The following is a 13,609-nucleotide window of genomic DNA, read 5'->3' on the forward strand; positions in this document are numbered from 1 at the left end:
GGACATCAGCACTCCGTACCTGTCAGCTACTACAACCGGTAGAACGAATGGCTACACTGGTCCCATGAACATCGTCTATAACATCGTGGTCTTCCTGCACATCGTTGGCGCCGCCATGATCGTGGGTATCTGGATCGGCCAGATGAAGAAACCCACCGTCCATCCCCGCCAGTTCGACGGGGCCATGCTCCAGCTCCTGACCGGCATCGCCCTGATGGGGCTTATCCCCGCACTGGACATGGACGCCAACTACTTCAAGCTCGGCATCAAGTTTGCCGTAGCCCTCGCTGTCGGCGTCCTGGCATTCATTGGCCGCCGGAAGTACAAGAAGGGCGAGGACATCAGTGCAGGCCTGGCCCACGGCGTGGGCGGCCTCGCGCTGCTGAACATCGCGATCGCGACACTCTGGCAGTAACTGCTGGAGGCAGGACCACGGCGACGGCGGCGCTCCTTTGGGAGCGCCGCCGTCGCCGTTTCAGTACCCCTGTCATAATCCACTGACAGCGGACAGCCGGTGCATGCCGGCAACCAAGTCCCTAGGATGGGAAACGGCGGGTCCAGGCAACTGCCTGCCCCGGTAAACAACGACCTGAGGAGTGAACATGGCAGCAACACGTTCAGCAAACGCAGTATGGAACGGCAACCTGACGGAGGGCTCCGGAACCACCAGCCTGGCCACCTCAGGCCTGGGCACCTTCGATGTCACGTGGAAGGCCCGCACGGAAGCGGCCAACGGCAAGACCAGCCCGGAGGAACTTATCGCCGCAGCCCACGCCGCATGCTTCTCCATGGCCTTCAGCAACGAACTCGCGAATGCCGGCCACTCCCCTGAGGAAGTCCGCGCCAAGGCCGACGTGACGTTCGTTCCGGGCACCGGCATCACGGGCAGCCACCTGACTGTCTCTGCCAGGGTCCCGGGAATTTCCGAGGACGAATTCCAAAAGATCGCCGGCGAAGCCAAGGTTGGCTGCCCCGTCTCGGGCGCCCTTGCCAGCATCGACATCACCATGGATGCCACGCTGGAGTCCTGATTCCGTCCCAGCGAAAAGCCCTGCCTGCCCGGTGTTTTCCGGACAGGCAGGGCTTTTTGGTGCTGTGCTTCCTTGCCCTGCCGGCTTACTTCCCCTGCTGGCGTGCAGGCAGCGGCGCGGGACGCAGGCGGCGGTATCCTTCACGGGCCGGCGGGCGGTCCGTGGGCAGCTCCTGGATCATTTCCTTCAGCGCGCCAATGCCGTACTCCAGCTGCGGATCACGGCTCGCCGCATAGGCATGGGGCGGGTACACAACTTCGATGTCCGGGTCCACACCGTAGTTTTCAACGCTCCAGCCCACCCCGCCGCCGAACCAGGTGGCGTACCGCGGCTGTGTCACGCCCGTGCCGTCGGCAAGGGTGAATCGGTTGTCGATACCCACTACGCCGCCCCAGGTACGCGTTCCGATGACCGGTCCGATCCCCCTCAGCTTTGACACCTGGGTAATGATGTCCCCGTCCGAGCCGGCAAATTCATCAGCGAGGATGATCACCGGGCCGCGCGGCGCGTGATGGGGGTAGGTGCGGGGCTTTTCCCCGCGCGGCATGCTCCATCCCGTGACCTTGCGGCCGATGAGCTCGGCCACCAGCTGGGAGGTATGCCCGCCACGGTTGCGCCGCACGTCAACAATCAGGCCGTCCAGCGCTGTTTCCGTATCCAGGTCCCGATGCAGCTGGGCCCACCCGTTGGCCATCATGTCCGGGATGTGCAGGTAACCAAAGGTGCCCCCGGAGGCTTCGCGGACGGTACGCCTGTTGGTGGCCACCCATTCCTGGTAGCGCAGGCGCTCCTCGTCCTTGACGGGCACGACGGCGACCCTGCGCTGGTTGCCCGCTGCGGCGCCGTGCGAGGGACCGTTCAGGAGGGTCAGTTCGACGGCGCGTCCTGCGGCTCCCACCAGCTGCATGGCCGGTGTGACGCTTTCTGAGAGCGGGACGCCGTCGATGGCCAGCAGGATGTCCCCTGCCTTACCGCCGACTCCGGGCCGGGTCAGGGGTGACGTGGCCAGCGGATCGGACGATTCACCTGCCAGGATGCGGGTGATTTCCCATCCTCCAGCAGTGTGGGCCACGTCGGCTCCCAGCCTGCCTTGGCCGTGGCTGCCGTTTTCCGTGACCGGTGCCGGCCGGACGTAGGCGTGGGAGGTTCCCAGCTCGCCGTGAAGTTCCCACAGGAGGTCCACCAGGTCATCGTGCGAACCCAGCCTCTCCACCAGTGGACGATAGCGGCGGTAGATGGATTCCCAGTCCTGCCCGGCCATGTCCTCGGTCCAGAAGAAGTCGCGCTGCAGCCGCCAGGCCTCGTCGAAGGCCTGGCCCCAGACGCTGAGCGGATCCATCATGACGCGGACACGGCCAAGATCGACCTTTACGAGCTTCCCGGACTCCTCGTCTGCCTTGGTATCTGCCGGGACCACTGTGACCTGCTTGTCAGCGATCAGCACTACCTTGCTGCGGTCACCTGACAGGCGGAAGCTGTCCAGGGCGTCCACCAGGGTCGTCTGCTTGCGCCGGGTGAGATCGAACCGGACCAGGCTGGGGCGGGCGTCCTTGTCCTCCTGGCTGGCTTTGCCGTCTCCGGTTACCCCGGCGAGGGCCCAGTCGAGCCACAGCAACGCTCCCCCGGTGGCTTTCAGCGAGGTGTAGTTGCCCTGCGGCACGGGAACGGTGATGACCCGGTGGGCCAGCCCTTCTGCCTCCACCCGCACTTCCGGGGCTGCATTATCGGGGCGGGGGCCGTCGTCGCCCTTTTCCCCTTCTTCTTCGGCCGCTGCGTCTCCACCCTGGGAATCCACCGCCGGTCCAAAGGGCGACGGCGTCTCCGCTGCGAGTGCCAGGAGGTATGGCTTGATGGGGTTGGGAAAGGAAAGATCGAAGGAATGTCCGTCGTAGACCGGGTCAAAACTCCGGTTGGACAGGAAGGCGAGGAACTTCCCATCCGGGGTAAATGCAGGTGACTTGTCACCGAACCGCCCGTCAGTGACATCCACCGGAGTGGATCCCGGCGTTGCCACATTGGCCAGCCGCAGCCGGCTGCGGGATCCAAACGAGGTCACGGGCTCCGACCACGCCAGCCATTGCGAGTCCCCCGACCAGGCGAGGTCGGCAATAGTGCCCTCGCCAATACTGGACACCAGCGTCAACTCGCCCGTTGCCGTGTCTGCGACGAATACCTCGCCGAAGGATGTGCCCAGGGCGATCCTTCGTCCGTCAGGGCTCGCTTCCATCGCGCTGGCCCGCGAGGGCCGGGGAAAGGCGATGCGCAGTGCAGCGGGAGCTGCCGGAGCATCGTCAGCCGTCGTGGCAGTTTCAGGCGCGACGTCGGCCTGTTCATCGCTGCCATGGACAGGTATGGTGCTCCCGCTCAACACGGCAGCGCCCGCAGCCGGGACTGGCTGCGGGAGGACCACGGTGTCCTCGTCCCCTGCCGCTGCCGGCTCCTGGCCGGCGGCTGTGCCACTGGCTGCTGCACCCATGCCTGCGCTCGGACGGCCCGGCCCGGCAGTCCCGGACGGGTGGGGTACAGGAGCCGCGATGTCCTTGAGATACAACGCCTCCACACCGTCGTGGTCGGCAATGTATGCCAGCCGGCCGTCCCCCAAGGGCCGGGGCAGGCGGGCCCGGACCCCCGGCGTTGCCTCGATGATGCGGGAAGGCCCGTCCTTGTGGCGGAGCCAGTGGATGGTGCCGTGGGCTTCGACTGCACCGGCAGAGCCTGTGGTGTCGGGAACGGCCGCGGCAAGGTGCCTACTGGTCTTGAGCAGGGCGGGGCGCCTGGACTGTGAGGCCGAGCCCAGGGTGATATCCAGCCGGACGGGGTCCGCACCAAGATGGTGCATGACCCACAGCTCGCCGGCCGACTCGAAGATGACACGCTTGCCGTCAGTAGCGGCATGCCTGACGTAGAAGTCCTCGTGGTCCGTGTGCCGGCGCAGGTCCTTTCCGTCCGGAAGGACCGAGTAGAGGTTGCCGTAGCCCTCGTGGTCGGAAAGGAACACAACCCGGCCGTCCACCCACATCGGATCAGCCAGGTTGCCGTCAATGTCGGGGAGCAGGCGCTCGAACTCGCCGTTGCCGTCCGCGTCAATCCACAGCTTTCCCGCAGTGCCGCCGCGGTAGCGTTTCCACCAGGCAGGCTCCCGGGACAGCACGCTGCCCACCACGACGGGGCGTTCGTCACCCACTTCAGGGCCGAAGGCCACTGACTCGACGGGTCCGAACGGAAGTTCCTCGGCCCAGCCGCCCTCCAGGGGGACGCTGTAGGCGTAGGTGTGCCTGCTTTCGGCCTGGCGGAAAGCGCTCGTGACCACCACGGAACCGGCGGCGGTAAAGCCCTTGACCCTTGTTGTGCTGTGACCGAAGTAGGTCAACTGCCGGTACCCGCCGCCGTCGACGTCCGCCGTGACCACTTCAGGCGCCGTTCCCTGGACAACCGTCCACACCAGCCGCTTCCCGTCAGGGGTGAAGCGGGGGTTTCGGGCAGGCAATTGGAGTGCAGAGACACGCCAGGCCCGGCCACCGCCCAGGGGCGCAATCCACACGTCATCCTCGGCCACGAAGGTGACCAGATCGCCGTGCAGATGGGGGAAACGAAAGTAGCTCGAAAAGGTCATCGTTCGATCATAGTCACCCCTCCTGCGGCCTGTCGGGAGGTGCCGCCGGTGATGCGGCGTGGTGAGATGTACCATGCGCATCGTCATGGCCGGGGCCTCCGGGCTTATCGGTACCTCCATGTCAGAAACCTTCCGCAACGCCGGCCACGAGGTCGTGTCCCTGGTCAGGCGGGAGCCAGCCTCAGCGTCGCAGATCCGGTGGGACCCCGCGGCGGGCCGGCTGGATCCGCAGGCGCTTGCCGGCGCGGACGCCGTGGTTAATCTGTCCGGTGCGGGCATCGGGGACAGGCCGTGGACCCGCAAACGGGTGGATGAGCTCTTCAGCTCACGGCTGGGCCCGACGCGGACTCTTACCAAAGCGATGCGGCAGCTGGATTCGCCGCCCCCTGTCTTTATCAGCCAGTCCGGTTCCGGCTACTACGGTGATGCCGGCAACACTGTGCTGCGCGAAAATGCGCCGCAAGGTGCCGGAACGCTGGCGCGGATTTGTGGCCAATGGGAGGCGGCGGCCGCGGAGGCACCCCCGGGTGTCCGGGTGGTGGTCACGCGGACGGGCGTGGTACTCAGCCGCTCCGGCGGCGCGTTGGGCAGGTTGTTGCCGTTGATCCGCCTGGGTGTGGGCGGGCCGCTGGGGAACGGCCGGCAGTTTTGGCCCTGGGTGACGCTGCCTGATGTCTCCTCCGCGTTCCTCTTCCTGCTGGAGTCCGAGGTCAGCGGGCCCGTGAACGTGTGCGCTCCCGAGGAGGCCGACGTCAACGCCCTGGTGGCGTCGCTCGCCCACGCCCTGCACCGCCCTGCGGCGCTGCGCGTTCCGGCCCCTGTCCTCCGCCTGGTGATGCGGGAACTGGCGGAGGAGCTCCTCCTGGCAAGCCAGCGCGTCGAGCCCGCCGTGCTTTCCGGGGCGGGGTTCACCTGGCAACATCCCACGCTCGCCCGGGCCGTCCGGTGGGTCGCGGCCAAGGACGAACCCGGCCAGGACTAGGGACACCCTGTCTTCCGCGGCAAGGGAGTGCCAGGTATTCAACGTCCGGACACGAGGCAGGAAGGCGGTCGGCGAAGATCAGGTGGGGCCAGCCGGTTGCAACGATCAGTCTCCCGGCCGGATCTCGCTGATCCGCCACGTTCCGTTCACGGCGACGAGTACGAGCCTGAGTCCACGGTCTTTGCTGGCGGAACCTGTTCCCACGACAGACCCACCTGAATCCTTTTCCTCGTACGCCGAGGAACTGGAGCGCACACGGACCACCGCCTGCGCGGACGTTGCCCCCTCCTCAGTGCGTACGTCCGCAAGGGTGCTGGAAAACCCGGCCAGGACGTGCCCCGGGCCCCGCAGCCGTTCCGCTGTCTGCTGGTCGGCGATGGCTGCCGGTGAACCGTCCACGTTCACCTCGCCCAGGAGCTCCAGATGCCCGCTGCTGAACGCCAGGTCGCGCAGGACAGCGAGGCCGCGTACAGCCTGGGCGGGGTCTTCAGCCCGGGCCTGCTGCCTGCCCGCGGCGGCAAGCACGTCAAGGGTTCCGATGCCGGCGGGCAGAGGTGCTGCTTCCGGCGCCACTGTCCGGCCACCTCCCGTGTCACCGTCTTTCCCAAGGGTGCTGCCCTCCTGCACAGCGCCATCCTCCCGCGCAATATCAGCCCCCTGTCCGCTGACCGTCTCCTGCCCTTGTATGGCAACTGCTGCAGGGGGAGATTCCGCCGGCAGCGGTCCGGGTCCCACAATCCACCAGGCAGCTGCCAGGCCCAGCACGCCGGCTGCTGCCGGCAGGCCGCGTAGCAGCAGCGCCGTGCGAGGCCCGCTGCGCGGCGCCCTGCCTGCGTGTTTGCCGCCGGACGCCGCACGATCATTCCTGGTGGGCGGGAACGGCATGCGTTGCACGGAAATGGGCAAACGGACCCACGTGGCCGTAGATATCCACCTGCCGGCCGCTTTGACCTTCTCCCTTACAGCTCCAGGCCGGGACGCGTCCGGCACATGACGGCGGGTCACCAGCTCCGGGACGACGGTGGGGTGGACCGACGCTGCGAGGTCAAGCGGCTGGGGTGACGCGCTGCGGTACACGGCCGTGGCCAGCGCGGCCGCCGTCGGCCGCCGCCTCCGGTTCTCATCAAGTCCGGCTTCCAGGGCAGCTGCCAACTCCCGGGGAACCTCGGGGACCAGGAGGGACAGCGGCGGCCGGTAAGCCGTCCGGGGCGGCGCCTGTCCGGTAAGGCAGAACCAGCCCAGCGCCGCCGCCGAATAGACATCCCGTTCGGGTTGCAGGCCGCGCACCGGGTCCGCCGGTGCCGGATCCATAAACCCTGGCGTTCCTGATGTTGCAGCATCGCCTGGGTCGCCCAGGATCCGGGCTATGCCGAGGTCGGACAGCAGAGGTTTGCCCTGGCCGGTAAACAGGACGTTGCCCGGCGCAACATCCGAATGCGTGAATCCGTGGCCGTGCAGGTAACCAAGGACCTGGGCTACGGGCGTCAGCACGGTGACTGTTTCACCAACGCTCAGCCTTCCGCGGACTTCCAGAAGTGCGGCCAGTGACCCGCCGGGCGCGTAGTCCATAACCAGGGCTGTTCCGTCTTCCGGCACGGCAAGCCGGACGACGTCATGGGCTTTGACCAGGTGCGGGTGGTCCAGGAGGGACAGGATACGGATCTCCCGCCTTATGGCGTCCTCCGTTATTGCCTCTGCGCTGTGCGGTCCGCCCGGCACGGTTCGGAAGCACTTTACGGCAAAGTTCCGGCCGGTCTGATGCTCTCTTGCCAGCCAAACCGACGCGCTGCCGCCGCTGCCCAGCAGCCGGCCCAGGGTGAAGCCGGGTAGGTCGGGAGCCTGCGGGTTTTCCATACGTCATGTCTAGCCGAATCACGGCTGCAGCGCAGAAGTTATCCACAGGCTGCTCCGGCCAGGTGCCACAACAACCGGAGTGCTGCCGGCTGACCCGGTACGAGTGGGTGAGCTTGAACACTAAAGCGGGTACGGGACGGCACGCGGTCTAAGCTGGATGCCATGACTCTTGAGTTTTCACAGCTGGGTCTTGCTCCTGATTTCGTCGACTACCTGCGTGGTTGGGAAATCCAGAGCGAACTCCACGCCAAAGTGGTCGCGGGGGTGGCCCCAAGCACTGTCCTCCTCCTTGAGCACGGGCCGGTATACACAGCGGGCAAACGGACCGAGGATCACGAGCGGCCCTTCGACGGCACCCCCGTGGTCCCGGTGGACCGCGGCGGGAAACTGACCTGGCACGGACCCGGCCAGCTGGTGGGATACCCCATCATCAAACTGAAGAACCGGGCGGGCATCCGGGACTACGTGGAACGCCTGGAGTCCGTGATCATTGCGGTGCTGGCCGATTATGGAATCAACGCTGTACGCATCAAGGGCCGGGCCGGGGTGTGGATCACCGCGGACATCAAGGGCCCCGACCGGAAGATCGCGGCGATCGGCATCCGCGTGCATGACGGCGTGACCATGCACGGGTTCGCCATCAACTGCAACAACGATCTTGCCCCGTACTCACAGATCATCGCCTGTGGCATTACGGATGCCGGCGTGACAACGATTGCCCGGGAAACAGGTTATGACGTCGCCCCGGCTGACCTCGTTTCCCGCATTACTGAAGAACTGCGCAAGAATGAAGACGCCCTGGTCGCTACCCCCGAAGGAGCTCTACTGTGACATTGGCACCTGAAGGCCGGAAGCTTTTGCGCGTTGAACAGCGCAACTCTGCTGTTCCGGTGGAGCGTAAGCCGGAGTGGATCAAGGCCAAGGTCCAGATGGGCCCGGAGTTCGTCCAGCTCAAGAACCTGGTGAAGAAGGAAGGCCTGCACACGGTGTGCGAGGAGGCCGGCTGCCCCAACATTTTTGAGTGCTGGGAGGACAAGGAAGCCACGTTCCTGATCGGCGGGTCCGAGTGCACCCGCAGGTGTGATTTCTGCCAGATCGATACCGGCAAACCCTCCCCGGTGGACAGGTTCGAACCGACCAAGGTGGCCCGGTCCGTGCAGGCGATGCAGCTGCGCTACGCCACCGTCACCGGCGTGGCCCGCGACGACCTTGAGGACGAGGGCGTGTGGCTGTACGCCGAGACAGTCCGGAAAATCCACGAACTGAACCCCGGCACCGGCGTTGAGCTACTGATCCCGGACTTCTCCGGCAAACCCGAACACATCGCCGCGATCTGCGACTCCAAGCCCGAGGTGTTCGCGCACAACGTCGAGACCGTGCCCAGGATTTTCAAGCGGATCCGGCCGGCGTTCCGGTACGAGCGGTCCCTGGATGTGATCACGCAGGGCCGGAACCTGGGCATGGTGACCAAGTCCAACCTGATCCTGGGCATGGGCGAAACCCGCGAGGAAATCTCCGAAGCACTCCGGGACCTGCACGAGGCCGGCTGCGACCTGATCACCATCACCCAGTACCTGCGCCCGTCCGAGCGGCACCTGCCGGTGGACCGCTGGGTCAAGCCGCAGGAATTCGTGGACCTCCAGGACGAGGCCACCGAGATCGGCTTCCTCGGCGTGATGTCCGGCCCGCTGGTCCGCTCCTCCTACCGCGCCGGCCGGCTCTGGGCCACCGCGATGCGGAAGAAGGGCTGGGAGATCCCTGCAGAACTGGCCCACATCGAGTCCTCCGGCACCACCCGCCAGGAAGCCAGCTCCCTCCTCGCAGCCCGCTCCTGACCAGCAGTTCCCGACTCAACAGGCGTCCCGCGCAGGGCCGGCACCGGAAGACTCCGGTGCCGGCCCTACGGCTTTGGTCACGTAGAATTGAGGCACTATGGCGAAATCCCCTGATTCCAGCAACTCCACTCCGTCTGGCTCCAGCGCTGTCAAGCGTGGCCTCTTCTCGCGCAAGCCGAAAGAAGCGAAGGCCAAGAAGCCCAGCAGGCTCAAGCAGATCCGCGAAGTCTTCACCATGACCCGCCGCCACGACCCCATGGTCCCGTGGCTGATGCTGCTGGTGTTCCTTGGCATTGTGGCCGTGAGCTTCCTGGTGGGCTACTGGCTGGAAAACTGGATCACGGGCCTGATCATCGGCATTCCCCTGGGCTTCCTGGGCGCCACCCTCATCCTGTCGCGCCGGGCCGAACGCGCAGCCTTCGCCCAGATCGAGAACCAGCCGGGCGCTTCCGGCGCTGCCTTGGGCACGCTGCGCCGCGGCTGGATCACGGAGGAACAGCCTGTCGCCGTGAATCCCCGGACGCAGGACGCCGTGTTCCGCGCCATTGGCCGTCCCGGCGTCGTACTCGTCAGTGAAGGCCCCACGCACCGGGTGAAGCCGCTGCTGGATGCGGAACGCAAGCGCCTTGCGCGCATCCTGCCCAACGTCACCGTCCACGTGATTGAGAGCGGCCGCGGCGAAGGCCAGGTTCCGATCAGTGAGGTGGCCAAGAAGATGGGCAAGCTCAAGAAGGAACTGACCAAGCTTGAGGTGAACGCAGTGTCCAAGCGGATCTCCTCGCTGGGCAACCGCCTCCCCATTCCCAAGGGTATTGATCCCTACAAGGCGCGTCCCAACCGCGGACGCTAGGTTTTGGAACGCGCCCCGGTTCCGGTCTGTACCGGCAGCCGGGGCGCTTTTTTACGGCTGACAGCAGGACAGGAAATCATCATGGCCCTCACAAAAACCGCAGTTATCCGCGCGTTCCGGATCCTGGCCATCGCGGAAGCCTTCAGCTGGGCAGCGCTCCTCATTGGCATGTACTTCAAATGGATCGCCGGAACCACCGAAATAGGTGTCCAGGTAGCGGGGCCTGTCCATGGCGCCCTGTTTGTGGGCTACGGCATCGCGGCACTGGCCCTCTGGCGGCTGCAGCGCTGGCCCTTCGTGGTGGCCCTGTTCGCGGGCATGTCCGCCGTCTTCCCGTTCGCCACGATTCTGTTCGAGCGCTGGGCGGACAAACGGGGCTACCTCACCGCCACGGCCGCAGAGCAGGACGCCGCGTCAGTCCGGGAAACCAGCCAGGTATAGCAAACCCGCGGTTCCTGTCGTCCGGGCCGCAGCCTTCAGCGCCTGAGCAGCAGCGTGTTCATGGCCTTGTCATGCAGGCCTCGGTGGTCCGGATCGAAAATGACCGCAGGGATGACAAGGCAGAGCAAAACTGACCTCACCAGTGCGGCCAGCGGACCGGCCGGCGCGCCGCCGGCCTTCACCACGTGAATGCCCATGACACGGTGCCCAATGCTGTAGCCGAGGGTTCCGATCAGGAGGACTTGTTCGACGGCGAAGATCGCCAGCGTGGCCCACGCGTCGCCTCCGAAGGCGAAGTTGCTGATCAAAAGCGCGATGCCCCAGTCGATCATGATGGCCGCAATCCTGCGGCCGGCACGGGCAATGGAGCCGGGCCCGGACTCCGGCAGTCCCAGCCGCTCCCCCGGATATTTGGAGATGCCCGAGGTGTCGGGGCCGGAGAGCCAGGAGCCAATGTCATTGCGATCTACCACCGTCCAAGCTTACCGACTTCCTGCCGACCACACTGTGGATGGGGTTAGACCACACAGTGGACGCAGGATAGCGTTGCCGTATCAGGGCATTCTGTAACCTGCCCGAAACAATGCGGACACCGACGGGAAATGCCGCGTCAATAGGCTGTTACCAGTTTCAAGCAACCCACCGCATGCAGTACTGCAGCAGGTAGTCACGGCAGGGTACTCACAGCAGGGAAACACCAGTGTTTCCCTGCCTTCGGATTGCGCTGGATCAGCTGGCTTGCACGCCAGATATTCACATATGCGTTAGGAGCATAGATGTTCAAGACTGCGGACGAAGTCCTCAAGTTCATCAAAGACGAAGATATTAAGTTCGTCGACATCCGTTTCACCGATCTTCCGGGCGTCCAGCAGCACTTCAACGTCCCCGCCAAGAGCGTTGACGCTGACTTCTTCATCAACGGCCAGCTCTTCGACGGATCCTCCATCCGCGGCTTCCAGGGCATTGCAGAGTCTGACATGCAGCTCATCCCGGACGTCACCACGGCGTTCCTGGATACCTTCCGCATGGAGAAGACCCTCGCGCTGAACTTCTCCATCGTCAACCCCCGCACCGGGGATCCCTACCACCGCGACCCCCGCGGCGTGGCAGAGAAGGCTGAAGCCTACCTCGCCTCGACCGGTATCGCTGATACCGCATTCTTCGCCCCCGAAGCCGAGTTCTTCGTGTTCGACAACGTGCAGTACCAGTCCTCCCCCGAGGGCAGCTTCTACAAGATCGATTCCGAGGAAGCCCACTGGAACAGCGGCCGCGAGGAAGAGGGCGGAAACCTCGGCTACAAGACCCCCGTCAAGGGCGGTTACTTCCCGGTCTCCCCCACCGACAAGCAGGCTGATCTCCGTGACGCCATGTGCGTCGCCCTGGACGAGGCAGGCCTTGAGGTGGAACGCAGCCACCACGAGGTTGGCTCCGCCGGCCAGGCCGAGATCAACTACAAGTTCACCACGCTGACCCACGCTGCCGATGACCTGCAGAAGTTCAAGTACGTCATCAAGAACACCGCGGATGCCTGGGGCAAGTCAGTGACCTTCATGCCGAAGCCGGTCTTCGGTGACAACGGTTCCGGCATGCACTGCCACCAGTCCCTGTGGACCGGCGGCGAGCCGCTGTTCTACGACGAGAAGGGTTATGCCGGCCTGTCCGACACCGCCCGCTGGTACATTGGCGGACTGCTCAAGCACTCCTCTGCTGTCCTGGCCTTCACCAACCCGACGGTGAACTCCTACCGCCGCCTGGTCAAGGGCTTCGAAGCTCCGGTCAACATGGTCTACTCGCAGGGCAACCGCTCCGCCGGTATCCGCATTCCGATCACGGGCTCCAACCCGAAGGCCAAGCGCATCGAGTTCCGCGCTCCGGACCCCTCCTCCAACCCGTACCTGGCCTTCGCTGCCCAGCTGATGGCCGGCATCGACGGCATCCGCAACCGCATCGAACCCCCCGCCCCGATCGACAAAGACCTCTACGAGCTCCCCGCCGAAGAGGCCAAGGACATCCCCAAGGCACCGGGCACGCTTGAGGAGGCGCTGGAGGCACTGCGCGAGGACAACGAGTTCCTGCAGGCCGGCGGCGTGTTCACCCAGGACCTGATCGACACCTGGATCGAGTACAAGTACGAGAACGAGATCCGCCCGCTGTCCCTGCGCCCGAACCCCTACGAGTTCGAGCTCTACTACGGCGTCTAGCCTGCGGCCCGCTCATCCGGGCCACTGAGACTGCAGAAGGCGGCCACCGGGTATCCGGTGGCCGCCTTCTTTTCGTTCAACGATAAGGTGGGGGCCCAGCTCCAGACGTGCTGAGACCGGGAACCAGACCCCCTGACGAATGCCCCCCGGGACAAAGACCATTCAGCCTTCCCCCCAACAAGGTTGAAGGACACCGCCACTCCACATGATCGGGCAATCGCTTTCTCAGCGCAAACGCGGCCCGCCGCCCGTTATGTCATTGTGGCCCAAAACTGCGGAACATGATCCGCTGGGGGCCTGACTGCCCGCCCGTATATTGCCCCCGGTCCACGAATCCTGCGCGGAGATAAGCGGTCAGGCCTGCGGGGTTCGCTTCATTTACGGAAAGAACGACGCCGGCCTCCCCCGTGTCGTGCCGAAGCGTGAGTTTTCGGGCGGCAGCCACGGCAGCAGCAGCAGCGAGCGGACCCAGCCCCCTGCCCTGGTCCCGCCTGTCAATCAGGAAGCCCCGCAGCAGCCACGCCGAGTCATCATCGGGCCACCCCGCCAGGCGCGCCGCCCCCGCCTGCAGGGTCAGCACGCCAACGGCCCGGCCGCCGGACTCGATCACATAGGGCCTGCGCGACTCCTCAGCCAGGCCGGCCAGGGCCATGCGGAGCGGATCGCCCACAAACTGCTGCTGGCCGGGGCCGAGTTCAAGCTCAGCCACGGCTCCCAGCTGTACTGCCCGCGCATCGTCGTCGAGGTCCCGGAGCGGGATGAGCCAGACGCTCAGGTCCAGGCTGTAAGTATTGGCCATTCG

The 13,609-nt window shown here is 65.5% G+C and carries 12 protein-coding genes; 8 read left to right on the forward strand and 4 right to left on the reverse strand.

Annotated features, from left to right (window positions below):
- Positions 1 to 64: 64 nt before the first annotated feature.
- Positions 65 to 415, forward strand: a complete 351-nt coding sequence (locus CXX84_RS13550; protein ID WP_102977237.1) for a hypothetical protein — start codon at positions 65 to 67, stop codon at positions 413 to 415.
- A gap of 187 nt (positions 416 to 602) precedes the next feature.
- The gene (locus CXX84_RS13555; RefSeq protein ID WP_102977238.1) at positions 603 to 1,031 is read left to right on the forward strand and encodes an OsmC family protein; all 429 of its coding nucleotides are present in this window, start codon (positions 603 to 605) and stop codon (positions 1,029 to 1,031) included.
- Positions 1,032 to 1,116: 85 nt separating this feature from the next.
- On the opposite strand, the gene CXX84_RS13560 is transcribed toward CXX84_RS13555, so the two are convergent.
- Complete coding sequence (locus CXX84_RS13560; protein WP_102977239.1) at positions 1,117 to 4,644, reverse strand: S41 family peptidase; 3,528 nt, start codon at positions 4,642 to 4,644, stop codon at positions 1,117 to 1,119.
- Between the two features lie 73 nt (positions 4,645 to 4,717).
- On the opposite strand from CXX84_RS13560, the gene CXX84_RS13565 reads away from it, so the two are divergent.
- Entirely contained in the window at positions 4,718 to 5,626 is a 909-nt protein-coding gene (locus tag CXX84_RS13565; RefSeq protein WP_102977240.1) for a TIGR01777 family oxidoreductase, read from the forward strand.
- Between the two features lie 105 nt (positions 5,627 to 5,731).
- Here CXX84_RS13565 and CXX84_RS13570 read toward each other — a convergent pair whose 3' ends face one another.
- Positions 5,732 to 7,480, reverse strand: coding sequence for a serine/threonine-protein kinase (locus tag CXX84_RS13570; RefSeq protein ID WP_102977241.1), 1,749 nt, complete (start codon positions 7,478 to 7,480; stop codon positions 5,732 to 5,734).
- A 162-nt stretch (positions 7,481 to 7,642) separates the two neighbouring features.
- On the opposite strand from CXX84_RS13570, the gene lipB reads away from it, so the two are divergent.
- The 4 genes from lipB (at position 7,643) to CXX84_RS13590 (ending at position 10,606) form a co-directional block, all read left to right on the forward strand.
- Positions 7,643 to 8,311, forward strand: coding sequence for a lipoyl(octanoyl) transferase LipB (lipB, locus tag CXX84_RS13575; RefSeq protein ID WP_102977242.1), 669 nt, complete (start codon positions 7,643 to 7,645; stop codon positions 8,309 to 8,311).
- Positions 8,308 to 9,315: a lipoyl synthase gene (gene lipA, locus CXX84_RS13580; protein ID WP_102977243.1), complete on the forward strand. Its 1,008-nt coding sequence runs from the start codon at positions 8,308 to 8,310 to the stop codon at positions 9,313 to 9,315. The genes lipB and lipA overlap by 4 nt, the downstream gene beginning before the upstream one ends.
- Positions 9,316 to 9,412: 97 nt before the next feature.
- Positions 9,413 to 10,165 carry a DUF4191 domain-containing protein gene (locus CXX84_RS13585; protein ID WP_102977244.1) on the forward strand — a complete coding sequence of 251 codons (753 nt, stop codon included), beginning with the start codon at positions 9,413 to 9,415 and terminating at the stop codon, positions 10,163 to 10,165.
- An 81-nt stretch (positions 10,166 to 10,246) separates the two neighbouring features.
- Positions 10,247 to 10,606 carry a DUF3817 domain-containing protein gene (locus tag CXX84_RS13590; protein ID WP_102977245.1) on the forward strand — a complete coding sequence of 120 codons (360 nt, stop codon included), beginning with the start codon at positions 10,247 to 10,249 and terminating at the stop codon, positions 10,604 to 10,606.
- 35 nt (positions 10,607 to 10,641) lie between these two features.
- Here CXX84_RS13590 and CXX84_RS13595 read toward each other — a convergent pair whose 3' ends face one another.
- Complete coding sequence (locus CXX84_RS13595; protein WP_102977246.1) at positions 10,642 to 11,079, reverse strand: RDD family protein; 438 nt, start codon at positions 11,077 to 11,079, stop codon at positions 10,642 to 10,644.
- 303 nt (positions 11,080 to 11,382) lie between these two features.
- On the opposite strand from CXX84_RS13595, the gene glnA reads away from it, so the two are divergent.
- Positions 11,383 to 12,807: a type I glutamate--ammonia ligase gene (glnA, locus tag CXX84_RS13600; RefSeq protein ID WP_102977247.1), complete on the forward strand. Its 1,425-nt coding sequence runs from the start codon at positions 11,383 to 11,385 to the stop codon at positions 12,805 to 12,807.
- 256 nt (positions 12,808 to 13,063) lie between these two features.
- On the opposite strand, the gene CXX84_RS13605 is transcribed toward glnA, so the two are convergent.
- On the reverse strand, positions 13,064 to 13,606 hold the full coding sequence (locus CXX84_RS13605; protein ID WP_102977248.1) for a GNAT family N-acetyltransferase: 543 nt from the start codon (positions 13,604 to 13,606) through the stop codon (positions 13,064 to 13,066).
- Positions 13,607 to 13,609 lie beyond the last annotated feature (3 nt).

It is taken from the genome of Arthrobacter sp. AFG7.2, from assembly GCF_002892835.1.
In the GTDB taxonomy this organism is placed as follows: domain Bacteria; phylum Actinomycetota; class Actinomycetes; order Actinomycetales; family Micrococcaceae; genus Arthrobacter.